Origin of the sequence: Kitasatospora purpeofusca, from assembly GCF_042691725.1 — a bacterium.
GTDB lineage: Bacteria > Actinomycetota > Actinomycetes > Streptomycetales > Streptomycetaceae > Kitasatospora > Kitasatospora purpeofusca_B.
The window spans coordinates 7,923,015-7,937,390 of record NZ_CP170483.1; the positions used below are offsets into that span (position 1 = coordinate 7,923,015).

The following is a 14,376-nucleotide window of genomic DNA, read 5'->3' on the forward strand; positions in this document are numbered from 1 at the left end:
GGTGGCCGTGGGCCCGGACGTTGTCCGCCTCGCGCCGCCGGTGCGGGGAGAGGCGGGCCGTACCGCCCCGGTGGCCGGGCAGGCGGAGCGCCGACCGGATCCTGCGGGGGCGGGGCGGGGCGGGTCGTCGGCGGCGCAGATCACGCGGGGGTAGACGCGGTGGCCGCGGGGGCGGGGGGAGTGGACCTGCGGGCTGTCAGAACTCGCAGGTCAGGGTGGTGATCCGGTGGGCCCGGACGTTGTCCGCCTCGCGCCGCCGGTGCGGGGAGACGCGGGCCGTACCGCCCCGGTGGCCCGGCAGGCGGAGCGCCGACCGGATCCTGCGGGAGCGGGGCGGGTCGTCGGCGGCGCAGATCACGCGGGGGCAGACCGCGGTGGCCGCGGGGGCGGGGGCGCCGCCGTGGCCGCACCGCCCCGGGCCGCCCCGGAAAACGGGTCGCGCGGGTGGGGCCGGTGCGGGAACCTGCCACGGTGACTCAAGCGAACGATCGGACGGTCAGCGTCCATCTCACCCACGGCGGCGACTACCTGGGGCCGGTGGGCCCCTTCGACGTGGGGGAGCCGTGGTGGTCGTCGGCCGGGGCGGTGGTGGAGCGGGTCTCGGCGGAGGCCGGGGTGCCGGTGGCGGTGGTCCGGCTGGTCGGGGTGACGGGCGGGGAGGGCGGTCGCGGCGGGCACACGGTGTATCACGTCGAGGCGCTGGAGCGTCCGGACGGCTGGGCGCAGCGGCCGCTGGACGCCGGGACCGGGGCGCTGCTGGGCCCGGCCGAGCGGCGGGCCGGCTGGGCCACGCCGGAGGGGCTGCGGGCGGCGCTCGACTGGGCGGAGCGGGCGCTGGCGGCGGCCGGACGGCCGGTCACCGGGCGCGCCGAGCAGGTCCGCACCTGGAACCTGTCCGGGCTGTTCCGGCTGCCGACGGCCGCCGGTCCGGCCTGGCTGAAGGTGATCAACCCGGCGTTCAACGCCCGCGAGGCGGAGGCGATCGCGCTGTTCGGCGCCGCCGACCCGGCGTTGGTGCCGGTGGTGCTCGCCGCCGATCCGGCGCACGGTCGGGTGCTGCTCGACGAGGTGCCCGGGAAGGACTGCTGGGGCCCGTCACAGGCGCAGGTGGCGGACGTCGTGCCGCGGCTGGTCGCCGCCCAGGCAGCGCTCGCGGCCGACGGCCGGGCCGCCGCGGCCGGGCTGCGCGACCGCACCCCGCGCGCGCTGGCCGCCGCCGTCCCCGCGCTGCTCGACCGGCTCGCCGCCGGGTCGGAGCTGACGGCCGCCGAGCTCGCCGCCGCCCGGGCGCTGGCCGCGCGGCTGCCCGCCCTGGTCGAGGAGCTGGCCGCGTGCGGGCTGCCGGAGACCGCGGTGCACGGCGACTTCCACCCCGGCAACTGGCGCTCCGACGGCGGCCGACCGGTCGTCATCGACTTCGCGGACGCCTGCCTGGGCCACCCGGCGGCGGACGGGCTGCGGCCCCGCGCGTTCGTGGACGAGGAGCGGTGGGCCCAGGTCGCCGGGGCGTGGGCGCGGGCCTGGCGCGAGCGGGTGCCGGGCTGCGCGCCGGAGCGGGCGCTGGAGCTGGCCGGTCCGCTGTTCCACCTCGGCTACGCGCTGCGCTACCAGGAGTTCCTGGACCACATCGAGGACAGCGAGCGCCCGTACCACGAGGGCGACCCGGCGGCCGAGGTGCGGCGCGCCCTGGAAGCGGCCGGCTGACCCACCGCCGTGCGGCGCCGCGCCGGACGGGGCGCGGCGCCGCACGGCGGGTCAGCCGGCCGGGCTGATCCGGCGCCCGTCGCGGGTGCCGTACAGGGTGAGCGCCTCGACCGGGCAGTAGTCGACGGCGTCGGCCAGCTCCGGGGTGAGCGGTTCCCCGGCGGCGCCGGTCGGCTGTTCGCGCAGCGGACGGGCGAGCCCGTCGGCGCCGAGGGCCAGCGAGCCGGGTGCGGTCAGGGCGCACATGCCCGAGCCGATGCACCGGTCGCGGTCGACCTGGACGATCACCTCCGGCCCCGGCCCGGCCGTGCGGCGGCCCGTCACCAGGCGACCTGAAGGCGCTGCGGGCTGCGGGTCAGCAGGCCGCGCCGCCACTCCACGGCGTCCTGCGGCGCGGCGAGCCGCAGCGCGGGCAGGCGCCGGGCCAGCCGGTGCAGGGCGAGTTCCAGCTCCATCCGGGCCAGCCAGGCGCCCAGGCAGTGGTGCGGTCCGGCGCCGAAGGTGTACGACGGCGCGGCGAGCGGGGAGAACAGCTCGGTCAGCAGGTCCCCGGTGAACACCCCGGGGTCGGCGTTGGCGGCGGCGACGTCGGCGGCGACGACGCTTCCGGCGGGGATCCGCACCCCGCCGATCTCGACGTCCTCGATCGCCCGCCGCAGCAGGCCGGGCATCACATCGGCGTCACCCAGCGGGACGGCGCGCAGCAGCTGTTCGGTGGCGGCGGCCGCGCTCTGCTCGTCGGAGGCGAGCCGGTACCAGGCGTCCCGGCCGTCGCCGAGGAGGTAGACCAGGGCGTTGCCGAGCGAGGTCATGGTGGTCTCGTGCCCGGCCACCACCAGCCCGATGACGAGCGTGACGAGCTGCTTCTCGGTGATCCCGGGGGTGCCGGCGGCAGCCGCGAGCAGGCTGCTGACCAGGTCGTCGCCGGGGGCGGCGCGGCGCTCGGCGACGACCTCGGCGCCGAAGGCGGCGAACTCGTCGATCGCGGTGCGGATGGCCTGCGCCGAGTACGCCGTGGTGGCCAGGGCGTGGTCGCTCCAGTGCTCCAGGCGCTTGGTGTCGAGGTGGTCCAGGCCCATCAGCCGGCTGATCACGGCGACCGGCAGCGGGCGGGTGTAGCCGGCGACAATGTCGGCGGGCGAGCCCCGGTCGATCAGCTCGTCGAGCAGGCCCTCGACGACGGAGGCCACCCAGGGGCGCCAGCGGGCGATCGCGCGCGGCGTGAAGGCGCGCTGCACGGTGCGGCGCAGCCGCTGGTGCTCGACCCCGTCGATGTTGAGCAGCGCGGTCGGGTCGTCGAGCAGGTTGGGGACGTGGGTGACGGGCGGGGCGTCCGGCGCGTGGAGGGTGGCGCGGCCCAGGCGCGGATCGGTGAGCACCTGCCGGACGTCGGCGTGCCGGCTGACGAGCCAGACCGGGGTGCCGGTGGGCAGGGCGGCCGGCCGGGGCGGGCCGGGTTCGAGCAGGCGCAGGCAGTGCAGCGGCGGCAGCGCGGCCCGGGCGTCGCCGGGGCTCGGGGCGGTACCGGTGCCGGCACCGGTGGCACTGTTCTCGGCGGACATCCGTACTCCAGACTCCAGGGCGGTGGCCGCGCGGACGGCGGCCGGCGGGGGGTGGATCCGGGCGGTGCGCGGGGGACGGGCGGCGGTGGTCGACGGGTGTGCCGGGTGGGCCGGGTTTCGTTCCGACCGTACGTGGGCGACGGGTCGCCGTCAGCGAGGATTCCAGCCAACGCCCGGGCGTGGCGGGCGCGGTGAGGGCGCGCCGGCGGCCTGGGGCGCTCGGCGGTGACCGCACGCCCCTCGACGCGCCCCGTAGCGTGCCCCGCGGCTCGCCGCAGGGCGGGCGGCCCCGGTGAGCCGGATCACCCGGGACGCTCCCCGGCACCCCGCCGGGGCGGGCGCTACGCTTCGTGGGCGAGTCATCGGACTCGTGTCGACCGACCGCGTCGACGCAGGTCACGCCGGTGCAGAGCGGCACCGGCCGACGGAGGTGGAACCGGAATGGCCCAGCAGGTCAAGGCAGTGATCGCACGCGCCAAGGGCGCGCCCGTGGAGGTGACGACCATCGTCGTGCCCGACCCCGGGCCGGGCGAGGCGGTGGTGCGGATCCAGGCCTGCGGCGTGTGCCACACCGATCTGCACTACCGTGAGGGCGGGATCAACGACGAGTTCCCGTTCCTGCTCGGCCACGAGGCCGCGGGCATCGTGGAGACGGTCGGCGAGGGCGTCACCGAGGTCGCGCCCGGCGACTTCGTCGTCCTCAACTGGCGCGCCGTCTGCGGCCAGTGCCGCGCCTGCAAGCGGGGGCGCGCCCAGTACTGCTTCAACACCCACAACGCCAAGCAGAAGATGACGCTGCTGGACGGCACCGAGCTGTCCCCGGCCCTGGGCATCGGCGCGTTCGCCGAGAAGACCCTGGTCGCCGCCGGCCAGTGCACCAAGGTGGACCCGGCCGCCGACCCGGCCGTCGCCGGGCTGCTCGGCTGCGGCGTGATGGCGGGCATCGGCGCCGCGATCAACACCGGCAACGTCGGCCGCGGCGACACGGTCGCGGTGATCGGCTGCGGCGGCGTCGGCGGCGCGGCCGTGCTGGGCTCCCGGCTGGCCGGCGCGTCGAAGGTCATCGCGGTGGACATCGACGACCGCAAGCTGGCCACTGCCGAGAAGCTCGGCGCCACCCACACCGTCAACTCGAAGGCCACCGACGCCGTCGAGGCGATCCGCGAGCTGACCGGCGGCCACGGCGCGGACGTGGTCGTCGAGGCGGTCGGCCGCCCGGAGACGTACCAGCAGGCCTTCTACGCCCGCGACCTGGCCGGCACCGTCGTCCTGGTCGGCGTGCCGACGCCCGAGATGAAGCTGGAGCTCCCGCTGCTCGACGTGTTCGGGCGCGGCGGTGCGCTGAAGTCCTCCTGGTACGGCGACTGCCTGCCCTCGCGGGACTTCCCGATGCTGATCGACCTCTACCTCCAGGGCCGCCTGGACCTCGGCGCCTTCGTCAGCGAGACCATCGGGCTGGACGAGGTGGAGCAGGCGTTCGAGCGCATGCACCACGGCGACGTGCTCCGTTCGGTGGTGGTCCTGTGAGCGGCGGAACCGCCCGCGTCGACCGGCTCGTCACCGCCGGCACCTTCGACCTCGACGGCGGCAGCTGGGAGGTCGAGAACAACGTCTGGATCGTCGGCGACGACACCGAGGCCGTGGTGATCGACGCGGCCCACGACGCCGCCGCGATCGAGCAGGCGCTCGCCGGGCGCCGGCTGCTCGCCATCGTCTCCACCCACGCGCACAACGACCACATCGACGCCGCCCCGGAGCTCGCCGCGCGCACCGGTGCGCCGATCCTGCTCCACCCGGACGACCTGCCGCTGTGGAAGCTCACCCACCCGGACCGCCTCCCCGACGGCGAACTCGCCGACGGCCAGCGGATCGAGGTCGCCGGCACCGCGCTGACCGTGCTGCACACGCCCGGCCACGCCCCGGGCGCGGTCTGCCTGTACGGCCCGGACCTCGGCACGGTGTTCACCGGCGACACCCTCTTCCACGGCGGCCCGGGCGCCACCGGCCGCTCGTTCTCGCACTTCCCGACCATCATCGACTCGATCCGCGAGCGGCTGCTCACGCTGCCCGCCGACACGGTGGTCCGCACCGGCCACGGCGACCCGACCACCATCGGCGCCGAGGCCCCGGCCCTCCCGGAGTGGATCGCCCGCGGCCACTGAGCGCGCGGCCACCGAGCCCGTGGCGGCCGAGCCGGCGGCCACTGGGCGCGCGGGAGCGCCGACGCCGCACGACCCGGGCCCGGCGGCCGTCCGCCGGGCCCGGGCACGTACGATCGCGGGCATGGCCCATGATCCGCGCGCGCTCGACGACGCCTTCCTCGCCTTCTGGCGGGAGCGGCACATCTCCACCCTGACCACCCGGCGCCCGGACGGCTCGCCGCACGTGGTGCCGGTGGGGGTGACCTTCGAGCCGGAGACCGGCCTCGCGCGGGTGATCAGCAGCCGCACCAGCCGGAAGGTGCGGAACGTGCTGGCGGCCGGGGCCGAGGGCCAGCGGGTGGCCCTCTGCCAGGTGGACCGGGCGCGCTGGTCGACGCTGGAGGGCGTGGCCGTGGTCCGTGACGCGCCGGAGGCGGTGGCCGACGCGGAGCGGCGGTACGCCGAGCGCTACCGCGAGCCCCGGGTGAACCCGGACCGCGTGGTCATCGAGATCGCGGTGGACCGGGTCCTCGGCAGGCCTTGAGGGTGGGCGGCGTTCCGTTTATCCGGCGTTGATCGTCAGCCCGTACCGTCGGGGCATGAACGAGGGAACGACGGGGGACCGGGGCGTGCGGGCCCCGGCCGAGGTTGGCCGGATGACGGCCGAGGACGCGGATCGGTTCCGGGTGCTGCTGGCCCGGCTGGAGGACTCACTGGCGGCCGACCGCCGCACCGGGGCGGTGCCGGGCCGTGAGGGATGAGCACCGCCCGGCCGCGCGGGTCGCGGTGCTGCCGCTGTGGCAGCGCGGCGCGCGGCCGGACGACTCCGGCCGGACGGCCGTGCCCGGCGGGCTACTTGGCGAAGCGGACCTCGGGGAACCGCGGCGAGGGCCGGTCGAGCAGCGGGGCCGGACGGCCGAGCAGGTGCCGGTCGAAGAACGCGCCCAGGTACGCGCGGGTGGCGGCCAGCGCGCGGTTGCCGTCGACGGTGCCGAAGTTCTCCCGGTAGGCCTCCGGCGGCAGTTGGTCACGCAGACCGAGGTTGTCGACCAGCCAGTGATTGTCGGAGAACGACAGGTGCCCGGCGGTGGGCAGGTCCACCCAGTAGCGGGGGCCGGTGAACCGCTTCCAGTTGTCCTCCCAGTTCTGGGTGGCCTCCGGTGAGGCGCCGACTCCGGCGCTGAACAGCAGCGCCGGGCGCCCGGTGTCGTCCCCGGCCGGGATCCAGATGGTGCCGTCCAGGTTGGCCGCGGCCTTGATCCGCGGGTCCTCGCGCATCGCCTCCAGGGCGGCCGCCCCGCCGAGCGAGTGCCCGGCGGCGCCGACCCGCGAGGCGTCCACGCTCAGGCCGCGGACCGGGCCGCCGCGCTCGCGCCCGGGGGCGGTGAGCCGGTCGAGCACGAAGCGCAGGTCGGCGGCCCGGGCGCGGGAGGACTTCGCACCGAACTGCGGGTCCGTCGCCTCCTGTCCGCAGGCCAGGCAGGACTCGATGCGGCCGCCGGGGAACTCCACCGAGGTCTCGTAGGTGTGGTCGACGGCGGCCACCGCGTAGCCCCGGGAGGCGAACTCCTCGCCGAGGGCGGTGAGCGTGGTGCGGCTCATGCCGAAACCGGGGGAGAGCAGGATCAGCGGATGCCGTCCGGCGGCCGGCCGGGCGTCGGCCAGCGCGTTGGTCCGCACCGTGGCGGGCTGCTCCAGGCCGTACAGGGCCCGGGACAACTCCGGTGACACATAAGGCGGGTGGGTGCCCCGGGTGGAGTCCGCGGGGTACCAGAAGGTGACCATCAGCTCGCGGGTCGGGGTGTCGGCGCGCCAGGGGTCGGGGCGGCTGGGGTCGACCAGGCGGGCGGACGCCGTCCCGACCGGCCGGTGCGCGGTCGGCGCGGGGACGTGCGCTCCGGTGGAGTGGGCCGCGACGGCGGCCGGGGCCGTGGCCGGGGACGTACCGGCCAGGGCGGAGGCCGGGCCGGCCAGGGTCAGGACCAGGGCGGTGGACATGATCGTCAGGGCGGCGGAACGCCACCGTCGGTTCTTCGACATGACGCCACGTTAGGTTCGGGGCGGGCCCCGGCACGTCGCTCCGCCGGTGGAGCGGCGGTACGCCGCGAGGGGGAGAAGGCCCGGCCTCTGGCACGCCGTCGGGCCGGGCCCCGCTCCACCTGTGGGAGTGCCCCCGAGGGGCGCTCAGCAGCCGCAGTCGCAGCAGTCGCAGCCGTCGCAGCAGCCCGCGTCCTCCCCGCAGCACTGGCACCCGTCGCAGCCGCACTCGCAGCAGTCGCCGCAGTCGTGCCGGGCGCAGAAGCCCTCGCGGGGCTCGCCGGAGAACGGGTCGTCGTGGTTGCAGCAGAGCAACTGGCAGGTGCAGGCCATCAGTGCCCACATGGCGCAACCCGCCAGCAGGTTGCGGCGGTTGGGCGGCGGCGCGCCGGGCGGGGTGAAGCCGGGGCCCTGCGGCACCCAGGGCGGGACCGGTGCGCCGGGGTCCTGCGGCGGGGCCTGGTGGGGATCGTGCTGCGGCGGCGCCTGGTACGGGTTGGCGGCGAGCGGGCTGCCGGCGCCGTCCTCGGCCCTGGTCCGGCAGGCGGTGTGACCGGCCCGGCCGAAGACCCGCTCGACGGCGCGCTCGGTCTCGTGCGCGAGCAGCACGTGCACCAGGGCGCGGTCCGCCAGTTCGACGTCCCGCAGGGCGAGCCGGATGCCGTGCACGGCGTCCCGGCAGAGCCGCTCGGCCTCGGCGCGGTCGGTGCCGGTCGCGGTCAGCGGGTTCCAGGCACCGCTCGCGGCGTCGGCCTCCTGGTCCTCGGCGGCGTCCAGCAGGTGCGCGAGCCGCCCGAACAGCCGCCCGGCCTCGGCCAGCGGCGCGGCGTTCGCGGGCCGGCCGGTCAGCGCGGCGGTGTGCGCGAACGCGGCGGCGGTGGCGGTCTCGGTGGGCTCGGTGGCGAGCAGCACCGACCCGCCGGCCGGCAGCGCGCGTTCCACCTCGCCCTGCCGGGCGGCCGCGTCGAGCAGCACGGCGGTGTCGAAGCCGACCACCGAGGCGCTGCCCGCGCTCCTGCGGTCCCAGCGCCGGGTGACCGCCCGGGCGCCCGCGGCCACGGACCGCCGGGCGAAGACGCCGTCCCGGTCCTCGACGTGGTCGCGGATCTTCACCGAGGCGAGCGCCAGCGAGACGGCGGCGGCCAGCCGGGCGCCCTCGCCCTGCGCGACGGACGCGGTCCGCATGCCGCGCAGCGGGCACGGCCCGGCGGTCCGCCGCCCGGCGCCGTCCCCGGCGGCGGCCTGCGCCTCGACCAGGACCGAGATGATCAGCCCGTCGTAGTTGGTGGCGGTCCGCGCCAACTGCCCGTGGTCGTCCCGCAGGGCGAGGCAGAGTCCGCAGAGGTGGGCCATCCAGCTCGCCTGCAACTTCTCGGAGAGGCGGTGACGGCACGGTCTGATGATGCCGAACATATGGTTCCCCCGTGTCTCGCATGGGCCACCCGGGCCCGTGATCGCGCACATCATATGATCGCCGGCCTGCCCGCCCTGAACCCCCGACGGACGGTTCGCCCCTCCCGGCGGTGGCCGGTGGTCGGTGGCCGGTGGCCGGTGGCCGGCGGGAGCGGGAGGTCGCGCGTTTATTCGTTGTCCATCGCCGCCCGACAGCATTTCGCCCGGACAACCCCGCGCGAACCGCCCCCCTCGGGAAGGCCGGTTCGCGCACCGGACGCGGAGGAACACGTGAGCAGAGCCCTGAACGCCGCCGAGCAGGAGGTACTGGAAGCGCTGATCGGCCGGGTCGAGCGGATCGTCTCCCTCGGCACCGCCGTGGAGCTGGCCGGGACCACCGTGCTCGGCGGCCCCGGCCCGGCCCCCGACTACACGCTGTTCCACCAGCGCTTCGCCCTGCTGGGCCGCCGGATGCGCGAGGTGCGGTTCGTGGTGCGGGAGGACCTGCCCGACACGACGGGGGCGAGCACGGTCATCAGCGACGGGCCGTTCCCCTCGGTGCGGGAGATCCAGCTTTGCCCGAGCATGGTCGGCCCGGGCACCCGCACGCTCACCGCCCGGGCGCTCACCCTGGTGCACGAGCTCTCCCACGGCCTGAAGGAGGGGCTGACGCACCCGGTCAAGGACTACGCGTACCGCACCGGCTGGGCGTGGGGCCACCTGCCCGCCGTGCTCGCCCAGGACAACGCCGACACCTATGCCGAGGCCGCCGCGCTGCTCGCCGAGCGCGACGAGGGCGCGTGGGGCCAGTACCAGGTGCTGGGCCGGGTGGCGGCGCAGCGCGGGCGGCTGCTGCGGCGGGCGGGGAGCACCACCCTCGGTTCGGCGCTGGCCTGGCTGGACGTCGCGGTCAACCGGGCCTGGGTCCGCGCCGACGACTGCGCGGGGTTCGCCCGGGTCGGCTTCGGCGAGGCCGTGTGGGACACACCCGAGTGGTCCGTCCGGCAGCACCACGCCCCGCTGCTCGCGCTGGAGCAGTGGCTGGAGCTCTGGGGGTTCATCGGCGAGCGGCGCCCGCAGGCCGGGGTCGTCGGCCTGAGTGCCGAGGACCGCGGGGCGGTGGCAGAACTCTTCGGCTATCTGAGCGAGTTGAAGCATGCGGTGGACCGGATCGACCCGGTCCTGACCGAGCACGGTGACCGGGTCGACTACGACCTGGCCACCGGGGCCCTGCGGATCCCGCGCACCGTGGCGGACCACGGGCCGCTGGCGCTGGCCAACCTCCTGCTCGGCGCCCTGGTCGAGGCGACGGCCGCCCGGCCGGCGGCGCGGCGGTTCGGCGGGAGGGGGCGGGAGGTCGTCCACGCGCTGGTGAGCGAGGACCGGTGGGAGGAGCGGGAGGCCGTCGCCACGCTCCGGACCGCCTTCGCCGCCGTCCCGGCCGTCCGGCCGAGCGCCGACCAGTGGGCCACCCTGGCCATCGAGCTGCAGGCGGCCGTCCTGGAGGACGTGCGGACCCGGTGGGAGGGCCTGGCCACGTACATCCCCCTGGTGGCCGGGATGCCGGAGGAGGTGGACCGGAAGGTCCTGGGGGACCTCGCGGTGTCGTTCGGGGAGGACGTCGACCTGCTGCACACCTGCAACAGGCGCATCCCGGTCCCGCGGCCGCTGGTCGCCGCCCTGGCCGGCATCCTGGGCGCGGTGACGCCGTACCTCGTGAAGGCCGACGCACGTCAGCAGGCGGAGCTGGTGGGCCTGGACGCGCGGCTGGGGAAGCTGCTCCGGTAGGCCGGCCAATCCGGCGGAAGGATGATCCCATATTCGGGATAGCATCACGGATATGGGAATCGACACGGCCGCCGACGAGCGGCTGGCGGAGCGGCTCGCCGAGTTGCGGGTCGAACGCGGGTGGACGCTGGAGGAGTTGGCGCGGCGGGCCGAGGTCAGCCGGTCGACGCTGTCACGGGTCGAGCGGGCGGAGGTGAGCCCGACGGCGGCGCTGCTCGGGCGGCTCTGCACCGTGTACGGGCGGAGCATGTCCCGGCTGCTCGCCGAGGTGGAGGCGGCCGCCACGCCGCTGGTGCGAGCGGCCGACCAGCGGGTCTGGCGGGACGAGGCGACCGGGTTCGTCCGGCGCTCGGTCTCCCCGCCGCACGGCTCGCTGCGGGCCGAGGTGGTCGAGGGCCGGCTGCCGGCCGGCGGCGACATCGCCTACGACAAGCCCTGCGACAGCGGCCGGGAGCACCACCTCTGGCTGCTGGAGGGCCGGCTGGCGCTCACCGTCAACGGCGACGAGCAGCTGCTGGAGGCCGGTGACTGCCTGCGGTTCGTCCCCGGGACCTCCCGCTTCCACTGCCCCGGCCCGGCCCCGGCCCGGTACGCCCTGGTGGTGGTCGAGCCGTGAGCGGGACCGGCGCGATACCCGGGGCACCGGTCAAGGAGCGCTTCGACGCGGCCGGGCGGCGGGTGCTGCTGGTCTGCGTCGCGGGCGGGTTCACCACCCTCATCGACCAGTCGGTGCTCAACACCTCGATCCCCGCGCTGCGCGAGTCGCTGCACGCCCAGCCCGCGCACCTGCAGTGGATCGTGGCGGGCTACTCGCTCGCCTTCGGCCTCGCCCTGATCCCCGGCGGACGGCTCGGCGACGTCCGGGGCCGCAAGTGGTTCTTCGTCGGCGGCCTCGCCCTGTTCACCGTCGTCAGCCTGCTCTCCGCGACCGCCACCGAGCCCTGGGTGCTGATCGCCTCCCGGCTGCTCCAGGGCGCGGGCGCCGGACTGGTGAACTCCCAGATGATCGGCACCCTCCAGGACGTCTTCCGCGGCCAGCTGCGGGCCCGGGCGCTCGGGATGTACGCGGTCACCGGCGGCCTCGCCTTCACGCTCGGCCCACCGGTCGGCGGGGCGGTGCTCGCCGCCGTCGGGCCGGAGCACGGGTGGCGGCTGACCTTCCTGCTGAACGTCCCCTTCGGGCTCGCGACCCTGGTGCTGGCGGCCCGCCACCTGCCGCGCCCGCGCCCCAGCACCCGCGACGCCGACCTCGACCTGGTCGGGCTGCTGCTGGTCGGCGCGCTGACCCTGGCGCTGATGCTGCCGTTCGTCCAGCCGCCCGGCTGGGCGGGCGGGCTCGGCTTCGCGGCCGCCGCGGTCCTGCTGCTGGGCGCGCTGGCGTGGTGGCAGCGCCGCTACGCCCGGGCCGGCGGCCACCCGCTGATCCACCCGGCGCTGACCCGCTCGGCGCCGTACGCGCTGGGGACGGCGGTGGCGATGGCCCAGTTCGGCTCCTCGCTGGCCGCCGGGCTGGTGCTGACCATGTTCCTGCAGGACGGGCTCGGCCTGTCGCCGATCGGCGCGGCCCTGGTCGCGCTGCCCTCGGCGGTCGCGATGGGCTTCGCCTCGGCGGTCGCCTGGCGGGTGGTGCGGCGCTTCGGGCGGCGGACCGTCACCGCGGGCATGACCGGCTCGGCGCTGACGATGCTGACCGGCGGCCTGGTCGCCCTGTGGGCACCGGCCGGCTCACTGCCCTGGCTGCTCGCGCTGCTGCAACTGCTGGGCGGCGCCTCGATCGGGCTGATGGGGGCGTCCAACCAGGCCTTCGTGCTGCGGCACGCGCCGGCCGAGGCGGCCGGGGTGAGCGGGGCGATCCTGCAGATGGCGCAGCGGATCGCGGCGGCGGTCGGCGTCTCGGCGCTCTCCGGGGTCTACCTGCGGGCGACCGGCGGGGGCGGCGGGCACCGGTCGGCGTACGCGTGGGCGAGCGTCGTCTGTGCGGCGGTGGCCGCGCTCGCGGTGGTGGCCTCGGTCCTGGCGGGCCGGGCGACGGCGCGCGAGGAGGCGGCACCCGAGGCCGCGGCGGGGGCGGCCGGGCGGGCGGCGGAGCCCGCCCGGGAGGGGACGCGGGCGGCGGGCCGGGCGTCGGGCTGAGCGGCGGGCGACGGCCGGGCCCGGTGCGTCCGGGCCCGGCCGGTCCGGTTCAGATGCCGTGCTCGGCCGGGAGTCGGCCCGCGCGGATCGCCGTCACCAGGTCGGCGTGGTCGGCCTCGGTGCGGTCCGCGTACGCCACCGCGAACGCCGCCACCGCCTCGTCCAGCGCCTCGTTCTTGCCGCAGTAGCCGGTGATCACCCCCGGGTCGGCGGTGTGCGCGTGGGCGCGGGCGAGCAGCGCCCCGGTGATCCGGGCGTAGTCGTCCAGCTGGGCGGGCAGCAGCGCCGCCGGGTCCACACTGCCCTTGCGGTTGCGGAACTGCCGCACCTGGTAGGGGAGTCCGTCCACCGTCGTCCAGCCCAGCAGGGTGTCGCTGACCACCTGCATCCGCTTCTGGCCGAGCACCACCCGGCGGCCCTCGTGGCTGTCCGGCGCCGTCACCGGGTACCCCGCCCGGGCCAGGTGCGGCAGCAGCACCGACGGCCGGGCCTCCTTCACCTGGAGCACCAGCGGCTGCTCGCGGTGGTCGGTCAGCAGCACGACGTACGAGCGGGTGCCGACACTGCCGGTGCCCACCACGCGGAACGCCACGTCCTGCACCCGGTGGCGGGCCAGCAGCGGGTGCAGCTCGGCGGGCACCGTGCGCACGTACGGGCCGAGCGCGGTGGCGACCGCCGTGGCCGTGGCGTCCGCCACCTCGCTGAGCACCGGAGGCGCGGCGGTGAACCGCCAACCGCCCTCCTCGGAGCGGACGGTGGACTTGGCGGCGAAGCGCGCGCCGGTGTTGCCGAGCGCCTTGGCGCCCACCTTCTCCAGCACCTCGGCCAGGTCGTGCGCCTGGGCGAAGGACACCAGCTGGTCGTCCGCGACGGCGTTCCAGGCGTCCAGCGCCGGCAGCTTGGCCAGCGTGCGCATGGTGCGGCGGTACGCCCCGACCGCGTCGAAGGCGGCCTGGCGGGCGGTGGCCTCGTCCGCGCCGACCTCCCGGCCGGCCAGCACCAGGCTCGCGGCGAGGCGCTTGACGTCCCACTCCCACGGGCCGGGCACGGTCTCGTCGAAGTCGTTGATGTCCATCACCAGCCGGCCGCGGGCGTCGCCGTACAGGCCGAAGTTGGCGGCGTGCGCGTCACCGCACAGCTGGGCGACGGTGCCGCTGGTCGGCGTGGCGGCGAGGTCGGCGGCCATCAGGCCGGCCGAGCCGCGCAGGAAGGCGAACGGCGTCGCGGCCATCCGGCCCAGCCGGATCGGCACCAGCTCGGTGAGGCGGCCCGCGTTGGAGGCCTCGATCGCCTCGACGGCGGTCGGCCGGTCGGCGGCCGGGGCGAACTCGGCGTGCCGCTCGCGCGGGCTGCGGTCGCGCAGGGCCTTGCCGCGCGCGCGGGCGCCGCCGTCCCGGCCCGGCGCGAACCCCTCGACGGTGAACCGCCGCCCGGGCCCGGGCCCGGTCCACGCCACGTCCGCCGGTATCCCGGACCCGATCACCGTCTCGGTCAGCTGCGTCACTGCGCCCCGCCCTGTTCTGAAGTCGTTCCCGCCCGCGACCTGCGCGGACCAGGCCCCGTACGGGCCGGCCAGCAGGCTACCGGGCCGCCCGCGCGGCCCTTCGGCAGGGAGGGAC

Annotated in this window: 14 protein-coding genes; 8 read left to right on the top strand and 6 right to left on the bottom strand. The window is 76.7% G+C overall.

The window, feature by feature from the left end:
- Positions 1 to 196 precede the first annotated feature (196 nt).
- On the bottom strand, positions 197 to 358 hold the full coding sequence (locus ACFCLZ_RS34135) for a hypothetical protein (RefSeq protein ID WP_380281761.1): 162 nt from the start codon (positions 356 to 358) through the stop codon (positions 197 to 199).
- A 113-nt stretch (positions 359 to 471) separates the two neighbouring features.
- On the opposite strand from ACFCLZ_RS34135, the gene ACFCLZ_RS34140 reads away from it, so the two are divergent.
- Complete coding sequence (locus ACFCLZ_RS34140) at positions 472 to 1,704, top strand: phosphotransferase (protein ID WP_380281762.1); 1,233 nt, start codon at positions 472 to 474, stop codon at positions 1,702 to 1,704.
- Positions 1,705 to 1,755: 51 nt separating this feature from the next.
- Here ACFCLZ_RS34140 and ACFCLZ_RS34145 read toward each other — a convergent pair whose 3' ends face one another.
- Both ACFCLZ_RS34145 and ACFCLZ_RS34150 read right to left on the bottom strand, forming a co-directional pair.
- On the bottom strand, positions 1,756 to 2,028 hold the full coding sequence (locus tag ACFCLZ_RS34145) for a ferredoxin (protein WP_380281763.1): 273 nt from the start codon (positions 2,026 to 2,028) through the stop codon (positions 1,756 to 1,758).
- A complete protein-coding gene (locus tag ACFCLZ_RS34150) occupies positions 2,025 to 3,266 on the bottom strand; it encodes a cytochrome P450 (protein ID WP_380281764.1) in 1,242 nt (413 codons plus the stop codon). Before ACFCLZ_RS34150 ends, ACFCLZ_RS34145 begins: the two co-directional genes overlap by 4 nt.
- A gap of 441 nt (positions 3,267 to 3,707) precedes the next feature.
- On the opposite strand from ACFCLZ_RS34150, the gene ACFCLZ_RS34155 reads away from it, so the two are divergent.
- The 4 genes from ACFCLZ_RS34155 to ACFCLZ_RS34170 all read left to right on the top strand — a co-directional run bounded on the left by ACFCLZ_RS34155 (position 3,708) and on the right by ACFCLZ_RS34170 (position 6,168).
- Complete coding sequence (locus ACFCLZ_RS34155; RefSeq protein WP_380281765.1) at positions 3,708 to 4,793, top strand: S-(hydroxymethyl)mycothiol dehydrogenase; 1,086 nt, start codon at positions 3,708 to 3,710, stop codon at positions 4,791 to 4,793.
- Positions 4,790 to 5,428, top strand: a complete 639-nt coding sequence (locus ACFCLZ_RS34160; protein WP_380281766.1) for an MBL fold metallo-hydrolase — start codon at positions 4,790 to 4,792, stop codon at positions 5,426 to 5,428. The genes ACFCLZ_RS34155 and ACFCLZ_RS34160 overlap by 4 nt, the downstream gene beginning before the upstream one ends.
- Positions 5,429 to 5,549: 121 nt before the next feature.
- Entirely contained in the window at positions 5,550 to 5,951 is a 402-nt protein-coding gene (locus ACFCLZ_RS34165) for a pyridoxamine 5'-phosphate oxidase family protein (protein ID WP_380281767.1), read from the top strand.
- Between the two features lie 55 nt (positions 5,952 to 6,006).
- Positions 6,007 to 6,168, top strand: a complete 162-nt coding sequence (locus tag ACFCLZ_RS34170) for a hypothetical protein (protein WP_380281768.1) — start codon at positions 6,007 to 6,009, stop codon at positions 6,166 to 6,168.
- 91 nt (positions 6,169 to 6,259) lie between these two features.
- Here the strand turns inward: ACFCLZ_RS34170 and ACFCLZ_RS34175 are convergent, their stop codons facing one another.
- Both ACFCLZ_RS34175 and ACFCLZ_RS34180 read right to left on the bottom strand, forming a co-directional pair.
- Positions 6,260 to 7,447, bottom strand: a complete 1,188-nt coding sequence (locus ACFCLZ_RS34175) for an alpha/beta hydrolase family protein (RefSeq protein ID WP_380281769.1) — start codon at positions 7,445 to 7,447, stop codon at positions 6,260 to 6,262.
- A gap of 144 nt (positions 7,448 to 7,591) precedes the next feature.
- On the bottom strand, positions 7,592 to 8,857 hold the full coding sequence (locus ACFCLZ_RS34180; protein WP_380281770.1) for a DUF5685 family protein: 1,266 nt from the start codon (positions 8,855 to 8,857) through the stop codon (positions 7,592 to 7,594).
- A 270-nt stretch (positions 8,858 to 9,127) separates the two neighbouring features.
- On the opposite strand from ACFCLZ_RS34180, the gene ACFCLZ_RS34185 reads away from it, so the two are divergent.
- The 3 genes from ACFCLZ_RS34185 to ACFCLZ_RS34195 are packed head-to-tail and all read left to right on the top strand — an operon-like array spanning position 9,128 to position 12,757.
- The gene (locus tag ACFCLZ_RS34185) at positions 9,128 to 10,624 is read left to right on the top strand and encodes a hypothetical protein (RefSeq protein ID WP_380281771.1); all 1,497 of its coding nucleotides are present in this window, start codon (positions 9,128 to 9,130) and stop codon (positions 10,622 to 10,624) included.
- Between the two features lie 52 nt (positions 10,625 to 10,676).
- Complete coding sequence (locus ACFCLZ_RS34190) at positions 10,677 to 11,240, top strand: helix-turn-helix domain-containing protein (RefSeq protein ID WP_380281772.1); 564 nt, start codon at positions 10,677 to 10,679, stop codon at positions 11,238 to 11,240.
- Positions 11,237 to 12,757 (top strand): MFS transporter, encoded by a 1,521-nt coding sequence (locus ACFCLZ_RS34195; RefSeq protein ID WP_380281773.1) that lies wholly within the window; start codon positions 11,237 to 11,239, stop codon positions 12,755 to 12,757. Before ACFCLZ_RS34190 ends, ACFCLZ_RS34195 begins: the two co-directional genes overlap by 4 nt.
- A gap of 49 nt (positions 12,758 to 12,806) precedes the next feature.
- On the opposite strand, the gene ACFCLZ_RS34200 is transcribed toward ACFCLZ_RS34195, so the two are convergent.
- Entirely contained in the window at positions 12,807 to 14,261 is a 1,455-nt protein-coding gene (locus tag ACFCLZ_RS34200; protein ID WP_380281774.1) for a DUF2252 domain-containing protein, read from the bottom strand.
- Positions 14,262 to 14,376: the final 115 nt, after the last annotated feature.